Here is a 20,714-nt window from a genome sequence, read left to right on the forward strand (position 1 = left end):
CGCCTTCTCTCCGCTTGCGGGGAGAGTGTCGCGGCAGCGGAACGAGAGCGAGCGTCCCTCCAGAAAATGTTCTTCATCTAGCCTGCCGGCCACCTTCTCCCCGCAAGCGGGGCGAAGGGAGGGATGATAGGGTTTCCCTTCCCAAGGACCTGAACGTTTCAGGAGAGGCGAGCATCCTCGCCTTCTCCCCGCTTGCGGGGAGAAGGTCGCGGCAGCGGGATGAGGGGCGGGCGCCCCTCCATCACGCGGCTTCGACGCCCTGGATGGCCGAGACTTTCCACTCGCCGCCGTTGCGGCGCAGGAATGTCCACACTTCCACGGCCTCGGTGAGATTGTCCGGATCGCCGGAAACGACACGGCCGCTCGAACGGTCGCGCATCACGTCGATGCTTTCATAGCGCATCGCGACGGTCGCGTAGTCATCCGCGCCTTCCCGCCAGGCTTCCGCCACGTCGCCCTGGACGAGATGGATGTCGCGGACCTCGTTTCGGAGACCCTTCGTGGCGTTGTCGCCGATTTCCTCCGCGAGATAGGACATCGCTTCCGGCGTTGTGATCTGGCGAAGCGTGCGGAAATCCTCGGCTGCATAGGCTGCCTGCAATTCCTTCAGCAGGCCCTCGAACTGGTCGAGGTCCGCCTGCTGGACGCCGATCTCGTCACCGGCCTTCGGCTGCGGCGCCTGCCGGCCACCGCCGCCGATGCGCGGGATCTCGAAATCGGAGCCGCCATTGCTGTACTGGCCTCGCGCATTGCCGGAATAGGCGGGCGCGTTCGTCTGCGCGAACATGCGGCGCAGGAACATGAAGACGCCGGCGATCAGCAGCACCTGCAGGATGAGGCCGAGGAAGCCGACGCCGCCGCCGAGCCCGTGGCCGAGGAACATGCCGACGAGGCCGCCCAGCATGAGACCGCCGAGAAGCGAGCCGCCGAAGCCGCCGAAGAGGCCGGGGCGCGGGTTGGCCGTCGTGTTGCGGCCTGCAGAAGGCTGCTGCGCGGACGGCTGGCGCGTCATGGTCCGGTCGATCGGCATGGCGTCGGTCGGCGCGGTGCGCGTCGTCGAGGGTGTCGAGAAGGTGCGCGTGCCGCGGCTGCCGAAACCGCCGCCGGCGCGGCGGGCCTCGGCGACGTCCACCACGGTCATCACCACCATCAGCGCCACGGCGACCATTGCGAGCGCGCGGCCAAATCCTTGTATCGACATCATTTTCGCTTCTCTTCCCCTGCGTTCCATCTGTGTCGGAAGGCATATAGAGGGGCGGGCATCCGATTTTAAGGTTTCGGGCGGTGAAAAATGGGGTGGCAGGCGCAGGTTTCACGACCTTCCCCGAAAGCAGAACGGCCGCCCCGAGGGGCGGCCGTTCTCTACTCTGGTTCCGATCCGCTCAGTTGAAGCGGCCGGCGGCATGGGCCAGCATGGTGTAGACCTTGCCGGTATCCGAGGTGAGATAGGTCTGCGTCATGACCTTGTCGCGGTCGTTGCGCGCGACGTCGGCGAGCAGCTTCTCGAAGTCCGAGATGTAGCGGTCGACCGCGGTGCGGAATTCCGGCTCGCGCTCGTATTTGCGCTTGATCTCGTCGAAGGTCTGCTGGCCCTTCAGCGTGTAGAGGCGACGGGTGAAGACGTCGCGCTCGCCGCGCTGGTAGCGCCGCCACAGATCGACCGAGGCGTCGTGGTCGATGGCGCGGGCGATGTCGACCGACAGCGAGTTCAGCGATTCGACGACATGGCGCGGGTTGCGGGTGTCCGCCGGGCGGGCGGCCTGGCCTTCGCCGCGCGGCTGGGCGAACTGCGCTTCCTCGCGCGAGACGGCGCCGCGCAGGAGGTCGCGCATCCAGCCGCCTTCGCCGGCCGCCTTGGCGTCGGCTTCGGCGGGCAGGGGCTGCGCGCGCTGCGGGATGCCGGCGGGGGTTGCCGCGCGCTCGATGCCGAGGCTGCCGCGCAACTGCTGGGCCGGCTGCTCTTCACGGCGCGGCTCGACGCGGGGCTGCTGCTGCACCGGCTGGGCGACGGTTGCTTGCGCGGCCGGGCGGGAGACTTCCAGCGCCGTGGAGGACTTGCCGATGATGTCGGAAAGATCCTGCAGGGCCTTGATCTGCTCGCTGACGGCGCGGCGCATCTGGGCGGCGTTTTCCTTGGCCTCTTCCGGCAGGTCGAAGGCACCGCGCTTCAGTTCGCCGCGGGTCTGGTCGAGTTCCTTGCGGATATCGGCGGCGGCGCGGCGGATTTCCTCCGTGGCGCCGGAGAACTTGCCGACGGCTTCCTCGACGGCCTGGCGCAACGTTTCGCGCATGACGGTCGTCGCGGCTTCCGACTTCTGGCCGGATTCGGCGAGCAGGCGGTCGACGTCGGAGAGCGAGGCGCCGACGCTGCCGCGCAGGCGGTTCGCCACTTCCTTCGTGCGCTCCTCGGCGCGGGTGAAGGCGCCTTCCACCGACTGGCCGGCTTCCTCGCCGGCCTTGGCCAGCGAGTCCCGCAGCGTGTTGGCGGCTGCTTCCGCGCGCTTCTCGGTCTCGCCGAGAATGCGGCCGACCTCGTTGAAGGAGGACTGGATACCGCCACGCAGGTTGCCGGCGATCAGGTTCGAACGCTCCTCGGCGCGGCTGAAGACGCCTTCCACCATGCCTTCGAGCGACTGCATGGTCTTCTCGATCTCTTCCGAGCGCTGGACGAGGCCGACGGAGAGCGAGCGCAGCGCATCCTGCCGCTCTTCCAGCGTCGAGACCAGGTTCGACTGGGCGGCGGCGAGGAGGTCGGAGGCCTGCGACAGGATCTTCGAATGGTCCTCGAAGCGGCCGACGATGCCGCCGATCTGCGAGAGCGTGCCGGCGGAAATGTCGGAGAGGCGGTCGACCTTGCCTTCGAGCAGGCGCGACGTGGTGGAGACCATGTCGGATGCCCGCTCGGCGGAGGCGGTGAAGCGCTCTGCCGTGGAGGTGAGGCGGCCGTCGATGGCGCCGAGCGTCTGGCTCGCCTCGTCGACCATGCCGGCGATGGCGCCATTGCTTTCCGAAAGGCGGGCGATCAGGCTCTCGACATTCGACTGCAGGCCGCTCTCGATGGCGCGCATCGTGCCGGCGGCTTCCTCCGTGCGGGCCGAAATGGCGGCCAGCGTATCGGCGGTGCGGGCGGAGATCGCGTTGATGAGCGCGGCATTTTCGTTACGCAGGCGCTCGGCGCTCTCGCGGGCGACGCCGGTGATGCGCTCGGCGGCCTCGCGGCCGGCGGCGGCATAGTCGTCGATGACCGGACGGGCTTCCTCGTTGATGAGGCGCGACAGTTCCTCCGTGCGGCTTGCCAGCATGGAGTTGAGTTCGCGGGTACGGTCGTCGAGCGCCGTGCGGATGGAGGCGCCGCGCGTTTCCAGCGCCTTCTCGACATCGCCGAGGCCGCTATGCAGGGACTGGGCCTGGCTTGCGAGGCGGCTTTCCGTGTCGGCGAAGCGGGCGACGGCGGAGGAGGTGGTTTCCTCGACGGCGCGGGTGAAAGCTTCGTTGCGGGCCGAAAGGTTCTCCGCGAATTCCTCGCCCGTCTTGGCGATGTTCTCCGCGGCGCGCTGGGCTTCGACACCCATTTCCTGTGCCGCGCGGGAGACCGCGCCGCGCAGGGTGCTGCTGAGGCTTGCGAATTCCTCGCCGGTCTTGGCGAGCGACTGCGCCGAGCGGATGGCTTCGGCATCCATGTCCTGCGCGGCCTGGGAGACGGCGTCGCGCAGCGTCTGGGCAAGGCCGGCGGCCTTGCCGTCGATGGTGCGGTTGACGCTGTCGAGACCGATGGTGAGCGCCCGGTCCATCGTGCCGAGGCGTTCCTCGATGCGGCCGGTCTTCTCGTCGATGGTGGTGGCGATGCGCTCGGCGGCTTCGGTCGAGATGCGCTCGATGTCGCCCGTGCGGGTAGAGAGCGTGCCGTCAATGCGGGCCGCGGCTTCGCCGGTGATGCGCTCGATCTGGGTGGCGCGCTCGGCGAGCGTTCCGTCGATGCGGTCGGCGGCTTCGCCGGTCACGCGCTCGATGTCGCCGAGGCGGTTCGAGAGAGCGCCCTCGATGCGGTTGGCGGCATCCGCGCTGACGCGCTCGATATCGGTGAGGCGGCCCGAAAGCGCGCCTTCGATCCGGTCGGCGGCGTCGACGCTGATGCGTTCGATGTCGCCCACGCGGCCGGCAAGCGCGGCGGCGATGCGCGCGGTCGTCTCGTCGCCGATGCGGTCGACTTCGGCGATCGGGCGGGAAAGGGCGTCGGAAACGCGCAGCGAGACGTCGCCGCCCACGCGGTCGAGATCGGCGAGGCGCTCGGACAGCGTGTCCGAAATCCGGGCGGCGGCTGTGTCGACGATGCCGGAGACATTCTCGACGCTGTGTTCGATGCGGGCTTCGAGCTTGCCGAGGTTTTCCTCCAGCCGGCTGCCCGTCGTGTCGAAGCGGCTTGCGACGCTGTCGACGGTCTGCTCCATGCGGGTGCCGAAGGCATGGGCTGCTTCGGCGATCTTCGAGGAGGTCTCGCCGAGGCGCTCGGCGACGGCGCCCGCGCTTTCGCGCACGCGCTGGTCGAGAAGGGCGGCGCTGCCGTCGATGGTGCGGCGCAGCGTTTCCTCGTGCTGTTCCAGCGACATTTCCAGCATGCCGGCGCTGGTGGCGATGGACGTGCCGATGGAGGTCGCCTGGTCGTTCAGCGTCTCGGTGAGCTGGTTGCGGCCTTCGGTGATCGCGACGTTGATCGCATTGATGCGGTCGTCGAGGGTCGTGCGGATCTGCTCGTGGGTAGAGACGAGCGAACCGGCGAGTTCGGAGGCACGGCCCGACAGGGCTTCGGCGATTCCGGCGGCGCGGCCGGAGAAGGCGTCGGCGAACTCGGCCGCCTGGCCATGCAGGACGCCGCCGAGCTGCTGGCTGCCTTCCGTCAGGACGGTTTCAACGCGGTCGGCGGCCGCGTCGATGGCGGATTGCATGGAGCCGGCGCTGTTGGAAAGGACCGAGGCGAGGTTGGCCGTGCGGCCGGTGATGACCTCGTCGATCTGGCGAGCGGCGCCCGTCAGCGCGGTCTCGACGCGGCTTGCGGCCGAACCCACCGATTGCTCGAGCTGGCTGCCGGTCTCGTTCAGCATGGAGGAGAGGGCGGCCGTGCGCTCGGTGAGCGCGTTGTCGATGCGGTTGTGGCTTGCCGCGATGGTCGAGGTGATCTCGTCGGCGCGGGCGCCGAGCGCGTCTTCCATGCGGGCCTGCGCGGCCTCGATGCCGCCGGCAATGGTCGCGCCGCGGGTGTCGAGGGCGTCCGTCAGCCGGCGCTCGCTGCCCGAGATGCTTTCGACCAGCGCGTTGGCGCGCGCGCTGAGCGCCTCTTCCATGCGGGTCTGGGCGGCGTGGATGTCGCTGGCGATGGTGGTGCCGCGCGAATCCAGCGCGTCCGTCAGGCGGCGTTCGCTGCCCGAAATGCTTTCCGCGAGCGCGTCGGCGCGGGCGCCGAAGCCGGTCTCGATGCGGTTCTGCACGTCGGCGAGGCCGCCGAGCAGCGTCGCGGACTTTTCGGAGAGGATCGCGCTCATGCGCTCATGCGCACCGCCGACGGCGTTGCCGATGGATTCGGCATGGCCGGAAACAGCGTGCTCGATGACTTCCTGGCTGGTGGCGAGGGTGGTCGCCAGCGCGAAGGACTGGTCGGTGAGCGTGTTGCCGAGGCGCTCGATGCTGGAGGTGAGGATGCCGTCGATGGAATCGTGGCCGCTGGCGACCGTCTCGTTGATGCGGGCAAGGCTTTCCATCAGCTTGGAGTCGAGCGAGCCGGCGCGCTGGTCGAAGGCGTTCGCGAATTCCTCGACGCGCTGGTCGAAGGCGCTGGCGATCTGGCCGACCGTCGCCTGCATGCGCTCGTCGAAGAAGCCGGTGCGCAGGTCGAGGTCCATGACCGTGTCGTCGGCGGCGTTCTTGAGGCTCTGGCGGAACTGCGCGCCCTTTTCGTCCAGCGCTGCGTTCATCGACTGGAGGACATGGTCGAGGCCACCCGTCACGGCCTGCTGGCCGATGGAGAGGCTTTCGCTGATCTCGCGGGTGCGGGCGATCAGCGTCTCGTTGAGCTGCTTGGCGCGCTCGTTGAGGGCGGCGTTCAGCTTCTCGGTGTTGGTGTCGAGCGAGGAGGCGCGGGTCTCGAACTGCTGCAGCAGGTCGCGGCCGCGGGAATCGAGGCTTGCCGTCAGCTGGTCGAGGCGGCTGTCGAACTCGTTGGCGAGCGCAAGGCCGGAAGAGCTGAGCGTGGAGAGCAGGCTGTCGGTGCGGGCCGAGAGCATGGCGCCGATGGTCTGCGTCGCGCTGTCGGACTTTTCCATCAGCATGGCGGCGCGAGTGTCGAGCATCGAGGCGAAGGCCTCGCCCGACGTCGCGATGCGCGCCGTGATGCTTTCGCCGGCGCTGGCGAGCTCGTCTTTCAGCTGTTCATGCGCGCCGGAGATCGAGGAGCGGATGCGCTCGGCATGGCTGACGATCGCCTCGCGCTCGGAGCCGAGTTCCTGCACGAGCGTGCGTACGCGCATTTCATTGTCGGAATAGCTGCGCTCGAGCGCGTTGACTTCGGAATGCACGAGGGTTTCGAGCTCGGTCGCGCGGGCGATGGTGCGCTCAATGCCTTCGTTCATCGCCGAGACTTCGCGGCGGACGGCCTGGCCGACGGACATGATGCGGTCGGTGGCGACCGTTTCCGGCTCGGACAGGCGAAGGGCGACCTCGGCCATCGAGCGGGCGGCGCTGCGCAGCTCATGGGCGCGCGCGATCATGATGGCGAAGGCGAAGAAGAGCATGATCGGCATGACGATGGCGACGATCATGCCGATGGCGCCGGGCAGGGCGACGAGGTTGGCGACCGAGCGGATCTGCCAGATCTGCGGCGCATAAAGAAGGTTTGCGACGCCGAGGCCGCCGATGACCCAGAGGATGGAGGCGAGCACCGCCATGCGTAGCGGGCCGCGCGAGGAGCGCATGTCGAGCGACTTCAGGATCGCGGCCGGCGTCTTGCGCGAGCCGTCGTTGGCCGGCGTGAAGACCGGGGCCTTCGGGCCGGGCTCGGGGGAAAGGTTGCGCGGGGTCTCTGCGCCGGCCGGCTGGGCCGCCGTCTTTTCCTGTGTCTTGTTGGGAATGCGGCTTGCTGGTTCCGACACGCGGGCCTCCGAGGCGTCCTGCTTTGCGGGCGTTTCCGGCGCCAGATCGTCGAAGTCGATCTTCAATGCTTCTTCGAGGGCCTGGAAGGCCTTTTCGTCGATCGACTCAATGGACTTGTTCGTCGCCATGCGGTTACGCCTCGTTACCATGTCCGGGATCGGCCTTCATGCGCGCTGCCGCTGCTCAGGCGCACTGGAACCGTCCGGGTGGTGGCCGGTCTTGCTGCTAACCCTCATGGCAAGCAGCGTCCGGACCGCCGTTCATTCCAACTTCGCTCGATAAACCGAAACGGTGAAAGGGTGTATCTCCGCGCACGGTTTATCCACCGGGACTACCCGGTCGTATCGTAGTGACACATTAGCCTGTATCACACAATTCATTGCCATCTCCCTTCGCCCGAAACTTAACAGGAAGTTAAAATCGGGCGAATCCGTATCGCGATGGAAAACTTGAGAAAACGGCAATTTTTCAGCCGTTAACCATAGTTTGCGATTCATGCCCATTTTGCGCCGCCTTTTAATCGGATAGGCGCGCCGGCCGCGCAGAATGAATTGCCGGGTGAACGGTGCGGAAGGGCGGAAAACGCCTGCGCCACCCGCCGGCATCTGCGTGCATCACAACGAAACAAGCGTACGTAGCGTATATAAGGATATTGGCAATGGCAGCGCTCAACATCGCATTCGAGGCGCCCGACAATCCGGGCGGCATGTGTCCCCCGAATGGACGACCGATCGATCTGGTACACCTTGCCCGGCAGACCATGGGCGACAAGGCCCTGGAACTGGAAGTGCTGCAGATGTTCGCACGGCAGGCCCGCGCCAGCATGAAGGAGATCGCGGAAACGCAGGGCCCCGCCCGCGCCGCCGTCGCCCATCGCCTCAAGGGCTCGGCCCAGTCCGTCGGCGCCACCATCGTCGGCGCGGCCGCCGAGGCGCTGGAGCGCAATCCCGCAAATGCCGTTGCGCTGGCGAATGTCACGGCCGCCGTGGTCGAGGCTGAAAACTTCATCCTGAAACTCTGCCGCTGAGCGGCAGTCCCTGCCGCAAGGGCGGCCGCGCGGCGCCGGGTCCTTAAAGTCCCGGATGCGGCGCACTATGTTGACTGGTGACAGGTTTTGTTGGAAACAGCCGCCGGAAAACCGGCGGCGCGCACCCTCTCTGCCGTCCAGTCACGTGCCCGCACCGGGCAGCCTACAGGATCCGGAAGTCATCATGAGCAAACTCACCATTGTCGCCTTCGACGGCACGCGTCACGAACTGGATGTCGCCAACGGTTCCACGGTGATGGAAAATGCCGTGCGCAATTCCGTGCCCGGCATCGAGGCGGAATGCGGCGGTGCCTGCGCCTGCGCGACCTGTCATGTCTATGTCGACGATGCCTGGAGCGCCGTCGTCGGCCCGCCGGAGGCGATGGAAGAGGACATGCTGGACTTCGCCTACGATGTCCGCCCGACCTCGCGGCTTTCCTGTCAGATCAAGATGTCGGATGCGCTCGACGGGCTCGTCGTCCACGTGCCGGAACGCCAGGCCTGACATCATCCCCCGGATAGAAACCTTGCCGCTCTTCTTCGCGCGTGAAGCAGAGAACGGGTGAGGTCTGTTCTTTCCCAAGAATAGATGGACAAAAAAATGCCTCGCCGGTCACCAGGGACGAGCGAGGCCAGGAGGGCGCATCGCAGTCAGGAGAGGGAGGAGAACACCTGCTGCTTCGATAGGGATGCGCCAGGAGAACCTGTCAAAACCAATTCATGCTGCGTTGGAAAGCAAGAGAAACTTCCCGATCGCTGTTGGAATGACGATAAGATGATTTGCAGAATTGCGCTATCGCTAAAATTCACCACTGATTTTGTGCAGGTCGCGCTGCTCTCGGCTTGATCCGTTCCGGTTGCACTGGGAATTTTTCGGGAAATACATGCAAGGCCCTGCGGCCTTTACTCACTTGCCGTTGTTGAGGCGGTGCGTGAGCAGGCGCATCATGCGGTCGTTGAAGTTCTTCGACTCGATGCGGTCGAAGCGCGCCTGGTCGGCGTCGTGCTTTGCGACGGCATCGGCGGTCACCCGGTCGACCCGCGCCTGCATGCGCTCGCAGCTTGCTTCCGGCGGCAGGCGCTTGAGGGTGCGCTCCAGGTCGCGGGCGTGGTTCCGGGCGATTTCGGCGTGGCGTTCCTCATGGCGGCGGATGTCGGCGGAAAGCGTGTCCCAGATGAGGGCGAGCGAGGGCGTCGCGCGCTTGCGGTTCTTCCAGCGGGGCAGGATGATCTGGGTGGAGAGCGTGACCCTGGCATTGCCCACCGCGCAGCGGTCCCCGCGCCGCACATAGGTGACGGAGCCGCCCCACTTGATCCGCGTGGCGCCGGGATGGCGCGAACCGCTGTGCTTCATGACGGGGCCGCGCTTCGACAATTCTTCGTCGAGTTCGGCGGCCGTGCGCCCGCCGACGGAGAAATAGGCGAAGGACTTCGAGGTGATCGTCTCGGCGCGGGCCGGCTGGAGAGCGAGGCAGGCGAGGGCGGCAACGGCCATCAGGCGGGCGATGGTCTTCATTTCGGTTCAGCATTCCTTTCGCCACCGGATCCGCCGATGGTGTGCCGGCTCGATACGCTGAACCGGTTGAACTTCCTTTAAGCTTGGGGCATAGGCTCGGCGAGCGCAACACCCTTTCAGGGCACTGGTTAATCGCGGGAGGAAACCGCCATGTTCTCGCCGTTCGAACCCTTCCGCTGGGCGCTTGCGCACGGTCGGCATCTGGAACTCGGCCCGCGTGGCATTCTGATGGCAATCGTCAACGTCACCCCCGATTCCTTTTCCGACGGCGGAAAATTCGACAGCGCGGATGCCGCGGTGATGCAGGCAATCCTCTGTCTGGAACAAGGCGCCGAGATCATCGATATCGGCGGGGAATCGACCCGGCCCGGCGCCGCGGCCGTGACGGCCGCCGAGGAGCAGGACCGGATCCTGCCCGTCATCGAGGCGCTTGCCGGCACCACGGACGCCATTCTCTCCGTCGATACCTACCGCGCCGAAACCGCCCGGCTCGCCGTTGCCGCCGGCGCGCATATCGTCAACGACGTGCACGGGCTGCAGCGCGAGCCCGATATTGCGCGCGTGGCGGCCGAGACCGGGGCGGGGCTCTGCATCATGCATACCGGCCGCGACCGGCAGAAGCTCCCCGACGTCGTGGAGGACCAGTATCTCTTCCTCGGCCGTTCGCTGGAGATCGCGCGGGAGGCCGGTGTCGCCCGCGAGGCCATGGTGCTCGATCCCGGCTTCGGCTTTGCCAAGGATACAGACGAGAATATCGAGCTCATGGCGCGTTTCGGCGCGCTTTTCGGCTTCGAACTGCCCATTCTCGCCGGCACGTCGCGAAAGCGCTTCGTCGGTGCGGTCACCGGCCGCGAGGCGGCGGAGCGGGATGCGGGCACGGCCGCGACGACGGCGCTGCTGCGTGTCGCCGGCGCGGCGGTCTTCAGGGTGCACGATGTCGCAATCAACAGGGATGCGCTTGCCATGGCGGATGCTATGCTCGACGCAGGGCGCAAGGTGAAGGCGCGCGAGGCGCGCGCCGGAGAGCCAACCGGACAGGATAGACCATGACCACGACTTATACGATCACGCTCAAGAACTGCGCCTTCTTCGCCCGCCACGGCCTGCACGATGCCGAGGAATTCCTGGGGCAGCGCTTCTTCGTCGATGCCGAGCTGGACGTGCGGCCGCTGCGCCCGCTTTCCGACGATGCGATCGAATCGACCGTCGATTACGGCGTCGCCTTCCAGGAGATCGAGAAGATCGTCACCGGCCAGCGGCGCTACCTCATCGAGGCGCTGGCGCAGGAGATCGCCACCGTTCTCTGTGCGCGCTTCCCGCAGATTTCCCGCGCGCGCATCACCGTGCGCAAACCGAACGCGCCGGTGCCCGGCGTGCTCGATTATGTCCAGGTGACGGTCGACCATGCCGTCTGAGCCCCTCCGCCGGGCGACGCTCGGCCTCGGCGGCAATATCGGCGATCCGGTGCGATCGATGGCGGAGGCGCTGCGCATGCTCGATGCGCGGCCGGACTGCCGCGTCGTCGCCGCATCGCGGCTCTATCGCACGCCGCCTTGGGGCAAGACGGACCAGGACTGGTTCTTCAATGCCTGCGCGCTGGTGGAGACGACGCTCGCCCCGGAAGCGCTTCTCGATGCCTGTCTCGGCATCGAGCGTGACATGAAGCGCGAGCGCAAGGAGCGCTGGGGGCCGCGCACTATCGATATCGATGTCCTGACCTATGAGGGCGTGAAGCAAGCGGGTGGCCGGCTGGAGCTGCCGCATCCGCGCATGACGGCGCGCGGCTTCGTGCTGATGCCGCTGGCGGATGTCGCGCCAACTCTCATTGTCGAGGGGCGGACCGTCGAGGCGTGGCTTAAGGATGCGGATGTCGCGGGGATCGAGCCGGCGAGCGCCGGCCCGGACTGGTGGAAGGCCTGAGCCTTACTTGATCGAGCCGACGGCGATGTCGTCGAGGCTGCGGTCCAGCGACAGGCCGATGACCGGGACCATCTTGTTCTCGACCTTCACCGAGATGGTGATGTTCATCTTGTTGTCGCTCTCCAGCCGCGCGATCATCGCGCCGTTGAGCTTCTGGCGGTTGATGCCGACGACGACCTTGTTGCCGGCGACCTGGCCGGAGGTGATGTCGAGGCCCTTGCCGTTCGCGCCGTCGAGGAACTTGCCCTTGTAGGTGGCGCCCGCCTTGGTGATCAGCGCGGACATCGGCTGCTTGAACACGCCGACGCGGCAGAAGCCGTCGAGCTGGATGCCGGCATCCTTCGCGGCGGCGGTGTCGCCGGTGAGGTCGCAGCTGAACTTGGTGCCCTTGTACTTGCCGGCGACGATTTCGCCGCTGCCCTGCCAGTTGCCCGCGACCTGCTGGAAGAATGCCTTGTCGCGCGAGCCGGCGGCGGCCGGAGGGGCGAAGGCGGTGGTTGCGAGAATGGCCGCTACGGAGACGCGGGCGATCAAAGAGGTGCGCGAGTACATGAACGATCCTTGATGGGCGACGGCCATCTGGCCTGCTCTGGTGAGAGGAGATTTGCGCGAAAATGGTTAATGGACGGTTTCCCGCCGCCCTGTCCATTCGTATTTGATTATGGCCGAGGCCCTGAGAACCGGGGTGTTGCAGTCCGGTCACGCCTCGTCGCGGCGGCTGCTCCCGGTTCCCGGCGTCAGGTCGCCGATGAAATCGCCGATGCCGGGCCGTTTCAGCGCGCGGAAGGGCATGGGCCGGCAGAGGTCCATGGCGGCGATGCCGATTCGTGCCGTCATCAGGCCGTTGATGACGCCTTCGCCGAGCCGCGCGGAGAGCTTGGAGGCGATGCCGTGGCCGAGCACCTGCTGGACGAGGCTGTCGCCCATGGCGATGGAGCCGGTGACGGCGAGGTGGGCGATGACGTCGCGCATCAGGCGCAGCATGCCGATCTTGCCCGGCCTTCCGCCATAGAGTTCCGCCATGCCGCGCACCAGCCGGCTGCTTTCGTAGACGACATAGCCGAGGTCGACCAGCGCGCGCGGGCTGACGGCGGTGACGATGGAGACGCGCTTGGCGGCGCCGAGGATCAATGCCCGCGCCTCGCGGTCGAGCGGAGCCATCAGCTCCCGCTCCGCAAGGTCGACGAGATGGGCGGCGTCGATGATCTCGCCCTCGGTCTCGGCGAGCCTTGCACGCCCCCGGGCCGTCTGAGGCCGGGCGGCGAGAAGATGGACGAGGCGGGAGACGATGGCGCGGCCGACCGACGGCGTCGGGGAGGCGGCGGCTTCGAGGATATCGTGCTTGAGGTCCTGCACGGCGGCGAGCCGGCGCAGTCCGATGAGCTCGCGCAGCACTACGCCGAGAAGGGCGAGCACGGCGACGGCGGCGGCGGCGACCGCGAGATAGCCGAGCCAGTCGTTGCGGGTGAAGAGATCGCGGATCAGCGCATCCACCCAGAGCCCGACGGCGAGCGAGAGGAGGAGGCCGAGCGCGCCGAAGGCGATGCGGCCGAGCGTCAGGCGGCGCGGACGGGGCGTCGCGACAGGCGGCATCAGCTCGGGCAGGTCGGCCGTGGTGGCGATGAAGGGATCGTCCGCGTCCGGCGTCAGCGTCACGGCATCGTCGAAGGCGGCGGGCGTGCGGGGCTTGCTGCGCTCCGGTTCCTTCGCCGCGGCGGGCGGAAGCGAGAAGGCGGCGGGCCTGCGCGGACGGTCTGTCATGCGAGCCGGTCTCCGATGAGATATTGCAGCGCCCGGTCGAGGCGGATATGCGGAACCGACAGTTTCAGGCCGCCGCCGGTCTCCTCGATATGCGGCGGGCGGAAGCGGACGAAATTGAGAAGATGCGGCGCTTCGCCTTCAGCGGACGATTCAAGCGCTTGAAAAAGTGAATCCGGATCCTTCGGCAAGTCCCCGGGAAATATCGCTGTTTTCCGTTCGCCGTCGAAGACCTCGCCGTCGATCCTCTCGCCCGCCATCGGCACGCCGACGATGACCGGCAGGTCCTCGCCATCGTGCTTGACGGTCGCTTCGCGGGTGGCGCGCACGGAGGCGAGCGCCATGACCTCGATGCCCGCGCCGCTCATGCCGATGCGCTCGATGGCGCGCTCGACCAGCCGGCGGGTGATGGCCTCCAGCCGCGGATGGCTTTCATGATGCAGGTGGTCGGCCTTGGTGGCGGCGATGACGATGCGGTCGATGCGGCGCGTGACGAAGGAGGAGAGGAAGCTGTTGGCGCCGGCGCGGAAGCAGTCGAGCACGTCGCCGAGCGCCCGCTCCAGGTCGTGGACGGCTTCAGTGCCGCGATTGATCGCCTGAAGCGCGTCGATCAGCACGATCTGCCGGTCGAGGCGGGCGAAATGCTCGCGGAAGAAGGGGCGCACGACATGGGCCTTGTAGGCTTCGTAGCGGCGCTCCATCATCGCATGCAGCGAGCCCCTGGCGGGACTGCCTGCCGCAAGGTTCGGCAAGGGGGCAAAGGTAAGCGCGGGCGAGCCTTCGAGGTCCCCCGGCATCAGGAAGCGGCCGGGCGGCAGGGTGGAAAGCGAGCGCTCGTCGGACTTGCAGGCTTTCAGATAGGCGGTGAAGGCTTCGGCGAGCGACCGGGCGGTGGCCTCTTCCGCATGGGCGGCGGGATCGACCGTGCCGGAAAGCGCCAGCCAGTCGCGCGCGAGCTCGGCGCGGATGCCGGACTGCGCGAGCGCGACGGTGTTCCGGCTGAAGGTGCGGAAATCCTGCGCCAGCAGCGGCAGGTCCAGCAGCCATTCGCCGGGATAGTCGACGATGTCGATGGAGAGCTTGCCGGGCGAGAACAGGCGGCCCCAGCCGGACGCGCTCTCATAATCCAACGTGATGCGGAGTTGCGAGATGGCGCGGGTCGAGTCCGGCCAGAGGCGGTCGGCGACAAGCGCGCGGATATGGTCCTCGTACTGGAAGCGCGGCACGGCATCGTCCGGCTGCGGCTCCAGCCGGATCTTCGAGACGCGGCCGGAGCGGCCGGCCTCGAACAGCGGCAGGCGTCCGCCGTTCAGCAGATTGTGCACGAGGGAGGAGATGAAGACCGTCTTGCCGGCGCGCGAAAGACCCGTCACGCCCAGCCGGATCGACGGGCTGACGAGATTGGTGGCGCGGCCGGTGAGCGCATCGAGCGCGAGCCGGGCTTCGTCGGTGAAGGTGGTCAGGCTAGGCGGCAAGGTCTCTTTCCAGCATCGAGGGCGATATAGGAAACGAAATCCGGCAGGAAAAGAGGCGACGCCGTTTCGTCAATGGGCCGGACGCGGCGCCATGAAGCCGGCAAGGCAGGCGCCCGTGTAATCCTCTTCCGTCGGGCGCCGGTCGAAATCGAGGATGGCGAGGCCCGCCGTCGGGTAGCCGAAGGGCGCGGCGGTCTCGGCGATCTCCTTGCCGACGAGGCGATGGAAGAATTCCTCGATCATCGGATTGTGGCCGACGACCATCACGGCGCTTTCCCGCCGGTTCGCGAAGGCGAGCTCTGCATAGGCGTCGATCGTGCCGGAATAGAGCGAGTCGACATAGTCTATGGAAAGCTCCTCGCTGACGGCGCGATGGAACGGTTCCGCCGTCTGGCGGCAGCGCACGGCGGTCGAGGAGATGATGAGGTCCGGCCGGTAGCCCTGATCGGCCGCTTCCTCGGCGATCACCTCGGCTTCGGCGAAGCCGTCGTCGTCGAGCGCCCGGTCGAAATCCGACTGGCCGGGCTGGGCCCAGGCGGCGCGGGCGTGGCGAAGGATATAGAGCCGGAAGGCCGGCGTGCCGAGAGATGCCAAGTCTGTCCTCCATCCGCCTGCGGCATGATCGATGCCGTCTTCAGACTTCATGTCTTTCCTTGCCGGAAAGATCAACCGGTTTTGCGCCGTTGCCGGCATGGCAAGAATTCTGTGCTTAAATTCACGGCAGGGATGGCGCTTGGCCCATTCTGGGGACACCTTTTCGTGTGAAGCGGCAAGCAAATTTGGGGCCGATTCGGGGACGTTTTCCCCATCCCGTTGTAATCTTGATGAAATATTAGTCTGGCAGGGTTTAAAATAGAGGCACGCGCGAAAACCGTGGGTAAGTCCCGGCAGGCTTGAATCGCGTTACCCGTGGGGATATACAGCGCGCCTTGAGATGTTCTTCAGGAGAATCGCGTTGAGTGAGAAGATCGATCTTAGCAATTTCGTCCTCGATGAGGGCGAGGAATTCATGAATGCAAACCAGCGCGCCTACTTTCGAGCGAAGTTGAACGCCTGGAAAAACGATATCCTGCGCGAAGCGCGCGAAACCCTCGATCATCTGGCGGAAGAAAGCGCCAACCACCCGGACCTCGCGGACCGGGCATCCTCGGAAACCGACCGTGCCATCGAGCTTCGCGCTCGCGACCGCCAGCGCAAGCTGATCTCCAAGATCGATGCGGCGCTCCAGCGTCTCGACGAAGGCACCTACGGCTATTGCGAGGAAACCGGCGAACCGATCGGCCTCAAGCGTCTCGACGCCCGTCCGATCGCAACGCTGTCGATCGAGGCGCAGGAGCGCCATGAGCGTCGGGAGAAGGTGTATCGCGACGAGTAGGCGTTTCCTGCGGGTCCGAGGAGGCTCGCAGGCCGCGCCGGCAAGGATCGAACATCGGACATTGTCCGGTGCGGGCGGTTTTCGGACCGCGTGACATCGGGAAGACTGCCAAAAGCCGCCGCGGATATCCCGGCGGCTTTTTGGTTTCTGGTTTTCGAACCCTAGCCAGCGTTGTCCGAGCTTCAGGAGGAACCATGTTCGATCATGTGAAATTCGGCGTCAGCGACTATGAAGCGAGCAAGGCCTTCTTTCTCAAGGCGCTCGCGCCGCTCGGCGTGGCCGTCGTCTCGGAAGGAACGCCGGCCTATGGCGTGGAGATGAGTTCGGACGGCAAGGTGTCGCTGTGTCTTTACCGGACAGAGGAGAAGCCGGCGCATCTTCACCTTGCATTCGTCGCCGAGCGCCGGGAACAGGTGGATGCCTTCCACCGTGCCGCTCTGGAAGCAGGCGGCAAGGACAATGGTGCTCCGGGCCTGCGTCCCCGCTACCATGCGAACTATTACGCGGCATTCGTCATCGGTCCCGACGGGCACAATATCGAAGCGGTTTGTCACACGCCGGAGGCGTGATCCTTCACGCCTCGGTTCCCTTGTCGGGCCGGAAGATCAGGCCTTACGGTTCGCGGCGATCTCGCCGAGCAGGCGGGCCATTTCCGCTTCCGTCTCCTCGCGGCTCTTGGCGGCGGACTGGCCCTGGCCGATCATCGCCGCGGTCTGCATGGGATTGGTCGTCGGCTGGGTGACGGTGCGGGCCGGAACGGTAGCCGCGGCAGCGGCATTGTTCGCCATTTCCGCTTCGAGGATCTTTTCGAATTCGCTCACCAGCGCCGGATTGTCGGCGGCGCTCGCCGTCGGGTTGGTGATCGCCGCGCTGGTGACGGGGCGCTGCACGGGCTGGGTGACCGTGGCAGCCGTCTGCGGTGACAGCACGCGCTGGCGATTCTGCTCCAGCATCTCCTCGACGCGGCGTTCCGGCACGCGCTGCTGCGTGCCGGTCTGCGCCTGCTGCGCGACGGCGGCCGGCTGCTGGGCGGGACGCGCGGGCAGGGCGCGGACGGCGGCATCCTCGTCACCGGAATAGAGCACCTTGCTCATGGCCGAGACGCCTTCTGGCAGCGCGGCCGGCTGGCGCTCGGCGGCGAGGGGAACGGTTCCGGCGGCCACGCCCGCCGTGGCGGAGCGGGCGGCGAGCGGGGTCTCGGCAGTCTTGGCGATTGCCTCCTGCACGGCGGGCGAGGGCTCGGCGCGCAGGGCCTTCTCGACCGGCTTTTCAGCGGCCGGGGCCGCTTCGGCAGCGGCGGAGACGATGCGGGATTCGATGACGATATCCGTCGGGCCGCCGATCATGACGAGATGCTCGACATCGTCGCGGCGCACCAGCACGAGGCGGCGGCGCGTGTCGATCGCAGCGGCGTCCAAGACGGCAAGGCGCGGCGTCCGGTTGCGCCCGCCGCGAATGAACGGCGAGGAGGGCCGGCCGCGGATGATCCACAGCACCAGCGCGAGGCAGAGGAGGCCGAGCAGCACCACCGCCGCGGCAATGGCGAATTTCATGCCGTTCTCTGCTAGGATCTCCTGGGGCATGGCGCAGTCACTCCTCGGTGGACGGGTTGCTTCGTCAAACTGACAGCATTTGACGGCTTTTTACGGGCTCGTACAAGCGCGGCACGCCGCTTGTCCAGCACCTATTGCCGTCGTCATCGCCGCCCAACTATGGCAGCATGCGGAAATTGCGAGGGTAAGACCTCGAATATTCCCTGTGAATTCGCCGCCTTGCTTCCCTCGGGCGGCTTTTTGCGCTTCCCTCGGGCGGATAAACATGATTCTGGCATCGGGTCCGGCCACAGCGCAAGGCCGGACAGTTGCAGACGAGGGATTGATGACGACGATGAAGCGGCCGGGCGAGGACAATGTGCCGATCGTGGACCGCGGCCTGCGGCCGGCGGTGGTGCTGCGCATCGTGCTGCTCGCGGTCGTCCTGGCGGCGTCCGCCGGGGCCTTCATCCTCTTCAAGAACCAGCTCGACAACGAGATCGTGCTCGGCGTCCTCGGCGTGCTCGCCATGGCCGGCATCTTCTTCGTCGTTTCCGCGCTGATCGGCTTCATCGAGATCATGCCGCAGGCGAACGGTTCGGACGGGCTTGCGCGCGCCTTCGTCGATTCGCATCCGGACGGCACGGTCGTTACCGACCGCAAAGGCCGCATCGTCTATGCCAACGCCGCCTATGGCGCGCTGACGGGGGCGAAGGGCGAGGCGGAGGTGCAGCCGCTGGAAACGCTGCTGTCGCGCAACCGCGACGCCACCGAGGCCGTATACCGCCTGACGAACGGCCTGCACGAGGGCAAGGAAGGGGCGGAGGAATTCCGCGTCCAGAAGGCGCTCAACCCGTCTTCCGCCAACGGTTCGGGTGCCCATTGGTATCGCCTCAAGGCGCGCGTGCTGCCGAATTCCGGCAATGCCCGCCAGCCGCTCTATATCTGGCAGATTTCCGACATCACCTCCGAGCGCGACGATCAGGAGCGCTTCTTCAAGGAATTGCAGAACGCCATCGATTATCTCGACCACGCGCCGGCCGGCTTCTTCTCCGCCGGCCGCAAGGGCGAGATCGTCTATCTCAACGCCACGCTCGCCGAATGGCTCGGCATCGACCTGACGAAGTTCCATCCGGGCTCGCTTTCCATCGCCGACGTGGTGGCGGGCGAGGGGCTAGCGCTCATCCAGTCCGTGCAGGCCGAGCCGGGCCTCAAGCGCACGGAGACGCTGGACCTCGATCTGCGCAAGACCAACGGCCAGAGCCTGCCGGTGCGCATCGTGCACCGCGTCTCCTCCATGCGCGATGGCGCGCCGGGCGAGAGCCGCACCATCGTGCTGGCGCGCGAAGAGGGGAGCCAGAACGACCAGTCCGCCTCCATCGCCTCGATGCGCTTCACGCGCTTCTTCAACAACACGCCGATGGCCATCGCCTCGGTGGACGGCGACGGGCGCATCCTGCGCACCAACGCGCCGTTCCTGAAACTCTTCTCCGGCGTCGTCTCGCGCGACGATATCGACCGCGGCGCCAAGCTCGAGACCATCGTGCACGAGACGGACCGCCTGCGCCTGCAATCGGCGCTCGATGCGGCAAGGGACCGGCAGGGCGACATTCCGCCGCTCGATTCGCTGCATCCCGGCGACGACGGTCGGCATTTCCGCTTCTATGTGAACGCCGTCATCGACCAGAGCGACGAGGCGCCGGAAGAGGCCGCCATCGTCTACGCCGTCGAGATCACCGAGCAGAAGGCGCTCGAGACGCAGATGGCGCAGACGCAGAAGATGAATGCGGTCGGCACGCTTGCCGGCGGCATCGCGCACGACTTCAACAACGTGCTGACGGCGATCCTGCTGTCCTCCGACCATCTGCTTCTTTCCGCGCGCCCGTCCGATGCGAGCTTCGCCGATCTCATGGAGATCAAGCGCAACGCCAACCGCGCCGCCGTGCTGGTGCGCCAGCTTCTCGCCTTCTCGCGCAAGCAGACGATGCGGCCGACCGTCCTGAACCTCACGGACGTCATCGGCGACCTGCGCATGCTCGTCGACCGGATGACCGGCACGAACGTCAAGATCGACGTCGAATACGGCCGGGACCTGTGGCCGGTGAAGACGGATCTCGGCCAGTTCGAACAGGTATTGATCAACCTTGCCGTCAATGCGCGCGATGCCATGCCGGGAGGCGGCACGATCACCTTCCGCACGCGCAATGTCGAGGCCGAGGAGGCCGCAGCGCGGAACCTGCGCGACCTGCCGCCCGGCGATTATGTGGAAGTCGAGGTCGCCGACCAGGGCACCGGCATTCCGCCCGAGATCATCGACAAGATCTTCGAGCCCTTCTTCACCACCAAGGAAGTCGGCAAGGGCACCGGCCTCGGCCTGTCGATGGTCTATGGCATCGTCAAGCAGTCCGGCGGCTACATCTATCTCGATTCCGAAGTCGGCAAGGGCACGACCTTCCGCATCCTCATGCCGCGCCATACCGAAGAGGCCGTGCCGGCCGCCGAGACCGCCGCGACCGCGCAGGCCGGCGAGCAGCAGCCCGCGGCCGTCGCGCAGGCGCCGGAAAAGGAACCGCGCGACCTCACCGGCGGCTCGGCCGTCGTCCTTCTCGTCGAGGACGAGGAGGCGGTGCGCCGCGGCGGCAAGCGCATGCTGGAAACGCGCGGCTATACGGTGCACGAGGCCGGTTCCGGCGTCGAGGCGCTCGACATCATGGAAGAGCTGAACGGCGCGGTCGACATCGTCGTTTCCGACGTCGTCATGCCCGAGATGGACGGCCCGTCGCTGTTGCGCGAACTGCGCAAATCCTATCCGGACATGAAGTTCATCTTCGTCTCCGGCTACGCCGAGGACGCCTTCGCCCGCAACCTGCCCGCCGACGCCAAGTTCGGCTTCCTACCGAAGCCGTTCTCGCTGAAGCAGCTCGCCGAAGCTGTCAGGGAAATGCTGGACGCATAAACAAACGCCCTTCGC

The 20,714-nt window shown here is 66.7% G+C and carries 16 protein-coding genes; 8 read left to right on the top strand and 8 right to left on the bottom strand.

Annotation, left to right across the window (positions count from 1 at the left end; genetic code table 11):
* Positions 1 to 241 precede the first annotated feature (241 nt).
* Positions 242 to 1,201, bottom strand: coding sequence for a Tim44 domain-containing protein (locus tag DSD28_RS09895; protein WP_119256400.1), 960 nt, complete (start codon positions 1,199 to 1,201; stop codon positions 242 to 244).
* Between the two features lie 181 nt (positions 1,202 to 1,382).
* Positions 1,383 to 7,268, bottom strand: coding sequence for a kinesin (locus DSD28_RS09900; RefSeq protein ID WP_119256216.1), 5,886 nt, complete (start codon positions 7,266 to 7,268; stop codon positions 1,383 to 1,385).
* 530 nt (positions 7,269 to 7,798) lie between these two features.
* Between DSD28_RS09900 and DSD28_RS09905 the strand changes: the two genes are divergently transcribed.
* Together DSD28_RS09905 and DSD28_RS09910 are read left to right on the top strand one after the other, a co-directional pair.
* Complete coding sequence (locus DSD28_RS09905; RefSeq protein WP_119256217.1) at positions 7,799 to 8,167, top strand: Hpt domain-containing protein; 369 nt, start codon at positions 7,799 to 7,801, stop codon at positions 8,165 to 8,167.
* A gap of 184 nt (positions 8,168 to 8,351) precedes the next feature.
* On the top strand, positions 8,352 to 8,672 hold the full coding sequence (locus DSD28_RS09910; RefSeq protein ID WP_119256218.1) for a 2Fe-2S iron-sulfur cluster-binding protein: 321 nt from the start codon (positions 8,352 to 8,354) through the stop codon (positions 8,670 to 8,672).
* Between the two features lie 402 nt (positions 8,673 to 9,074).
* Here the strand turns inward: DSD28_RS09910 and DSD28_RS09915 are convergent, their stop codons facing one another.
* On the bottom strand, positions 9,075 to 9,683 hold the full coding sequence (locus DSD28_RS09915) for a DUF922 domain-containing Zn-dependent protease (RefSeq protein ID WP_119256219.1): 609 nt from the start codon (positions 9,681 to 9,683) through the stop codon (positions 9,075 to 9,077).
* A 150-nt stretch (positions 9,684 to 9,833) separates the two neighbouring features.
* On the opposite strand from DSD28_RS09915, the gene folP reads away from it, so the two are divergent.
* Genes folP through folK form a run of 3 tightly spaced genes read left to right on the top strand, consistent with a single transcriptional unit; the run spans position 9,834 to position 11,603 of the window.
* Positions 9,834 to 10,733, top strand: coding sequence for a dihydropteroate synthase (folP, locus tag DSD28_RS09920; protein ID WP_119256220.1), 900 nt, complete (start codon positions 9,834 to 9,836; stop codon positions 10,731 to 10,733).
* Positions 10,730 to 11,098 (top strand): dihydroneopterin aldolase, encoded by a 369-nt coding sequence (folB, locus tag DSD28_RS09925; protein WP_119256221.1) that lies wholly within the window; start codon positions 10,730 to 10,732, stop codon positions 11,096 to 11,098. The genes folP and folB overlap by 4 nt, the downstream gene beginning before the upstream one ends.
* On the top strand, positions 11,088 to 11,603 hold the full coding sequence (gene folK / locus DSD28_RS09930; RefSeq protein ID WP_119256222.1) for a 2-amino-4-hydroxy-6-hydroxymethyldihydropteridine diphosphokinase: 516 nt from the start codon (positions 11,088 to 11,090) through the stop codon (positions 11,601 to 11,603). Before folB ends, folK begins: the two co-directional genes overlap by 11 nt.
* 3 nt (positions 11,604 to 11,606) lie before the next feature.
* Here the strand turns inward: folK and DSD28_RS09935 are convergent, their stop codons facing one another.
* From DSD28_RS09935 to DSD28_RS09950, 4 genes are all read right to left on the bottom strand, one after another.
* The gene (locus tag DSD28_RS09935) at positions 11,607 to 12,155 is read right to left on the bottom strand and encodes a hypothetical protein (protein ID WP_119256223.1); all 549 of its coding nucleotides are present in this window, start codon (positions 12,153 to 12,155) and stop codon (positions 11,607 to 11,609) included.
* A gap of 147 nt (positions 12,156 to 12,302) precedes the next feature.
* Positions 12,303 to 13,364 carry a YcjF family protein gene (locus tag DSD28_RS09940; protein ID WP_119256224.1) on the bottom strand — a complete coding sequence of 354 codons (1,062 nt, stop codon included), beginning with the start codon at positions 13,362 to 13,364 and terminating at the stop codon, positions 12,303 to 12,305.
* The gene (locus DSD28_RS09945; RefSeq protein ID WP_119256225.1) at positions 13,361 to 14,836 is read right to left on the bottom strand and encodes a YcjX family protein; all 1,476 of its coding nucleotides are present in this window, start codon (positions 14,834 to 14,836) and stop codon (positions 13,361 to 13,363) included. The genes DSD28_RS09940 and DSD28_RS09945 overlap by 4 nt, the downstream gene beginning before the upstream one ends.
* A 69-nt stretch (positions 14,837 to 14,905) precedes the next feature.
* Positions 14,906 to 15,430, bottom strand: a complete 525-nt coding sequence (locus tag DSD28_RS09950; RefSeq protein WP_245424797.1) for a SixA phosphatase family protein — start codon at positions 15,428 to 15,430, stop codon at positions 14,906 to 14,908.
* A 361-nt stretch (positions 15,431 to 15,791) separates the two neighbouring features.
* Between DSD28_RS09950 and dksA the strand changes: the two genes are divergently transcribed.
* Together dksA and DSD28_RS09960 are read left to right on the top strand one after the other, a co-directional pair.
* On the top strand, positions 15,792 to 16,211 hold the full coding sequence (gene dksA, locus DSD28_RS09955) for an RNA polymerase-binding protein DksA (protein WP_119256227.1): 420 nt from the start codon (positions 15,792 to 15,794) through the stop codon (positions 16,209 to 16,211).
* Between the two features lie 194 nt (positions 16,212 to 16,405).
* A complete protein-coding gene (locus tag DSD28_RS09960; RefSeq protein ID WP_119256228.1) occupies positions 16,406 to 16,780 on the top strand; it encodes a VOC family protein in 375 nt (124 codons plus the stop codon).
* A 36-nt stretch (positions 16,781 to 16,816) separates the two neighbouring features.
* Here the strand turns inward: DSD28_RS09960 and DSD28_RS09965 are convergent, their stop codons facing one another.
* Entirely contained in the window at positions 16,817 to 17,794 is a 978-nt protein-coding gene (locus tag DSD28_RS09965; protein WP_119256229.1) for a flagellar biosynthetic protein FliO, read from the bottom strand.
* 295 nt (positions 17,795 to 18,089) lie between these two features.
* Between DSD28_RS09965 and cckA the strand changes: the two genes are divergently transcribed.
* Positions 18,090 to 20,699, top strand: coding sequence for a cell cycle histidine kinase CckA (gene cckA / locus DSD28_RS09970; RefSeq protein WP_119256230.1), 2,610 nt, complete (start codon positions 18,090 to 18,092; stop codon positions 20,697 to 20,699).
* Positions 20,700 to 20,714: the final 15 nt, after the last annotated feature.

Origin of the sequence: Shinella zoogloeoides (assembly GCF_003574625.1) — a bacterium.
GTDB classification, from domain to species: Bacteria; Pseudomonadota; Alphaproteobacteria; order Rhizobiales; family Rhizobiaceae; genus Shinella; species Shinella zoogloeoides_A.

Excerpts from the sequence above, each read along its gene's own strand:
- DSD28_RS09895 (WP_119256400.1), bottom strand. The coding sequence starts at position 1,201 with ATGTCGATACAAGGATTTGGCCGCGCGCTCGCAATGGTCGCCGTGGCG.
- DSD28_RS09900 (WP_119256216.1), bottom strand. The coding sequence starts at position 7,268 with ATGGCGACGAACAAGTCCATTGAGTCGATCGACGAAAAGGCCTTCCAG.
- DSD28_RS09905 (WP_119256217.1), top strand. The coding sequence starts at position 7,799 with ATGGCAGCGCTCAACATCGCATTCGAGGCGCCCGACAATCCGGGCGGC.
- DSD28_RS09910 (WP_119256218.1), top strand. The coding sequence starts at position 8,352 with ATGAGCAAACTCACCATTGTCGCCTTCGACGGCACGCGTCACGAACTG.
- DSD28_RS09915 (WP_119256219.1), bottom strand. The coding sequence starts at position 9,683 with ATGAAGACCATCGCCCGCCTGATGGCCGTTGCCGCCCTCGCCTGCCTC.
- folP (WP_119256220.1), top strand. The coding sequence starts at position 9,834 with ATGTTCTCGCCGTTCGAACCCTTCCGCTGGGCGCTTGCGCACGGTCGG.
- folB (WP_119256221.1), top strand. The coding sequence starts at position 10,730 with ATGACCACGACTTATACGATCACGCTCAAGAACTGCGCCTTCTTCGCC.
- folK (WP_119256222.1), top strand. The coding sequence starts at position 11,088 with ATGCCGTCTGAGCCCCTCCGCCGGGCGACGCTCGGCCTCGGCGGCAAT.
- DSD28_RS09935 (WP_119256223.1), bottom strand. The coding sequence starts at position 12,155 with ATGTACTCGCGCACCTCTTTGATCGCCCGCGTCTCCGTAGCGGCCATT.
- DSD28_RS09940 (WP_119256224.1), bottom strand. The coding sequence starts at position 13,364 with ATGACAGACCGTCCGCGCAGGCCCGCCGCCTTCTCGCTTCCGCCCGCC.
- DSD28_RS09960 (WP_119256228.1), top strand. The coding sequence starts at position 16,406 with ATGTTCGATCATGTGAAATTCGGCGTCAGCGACTATGAAGCGAGCAAG.
- DSD28_RS09965 (WP_119256229.1), bottom strand. The coding sequence starts at position 17,794 with ATGCCCCAGGAGATCCTAGCAGAGAACGGCATGAAATTCGCCATTGCC.
- cckA (WP_119256230.1), top strand. The coding sequence starts at position 18,090 with ATGACGACGATGAAGCGGCCGGGCGAGGACAATGTGCCGATCGTGGAC.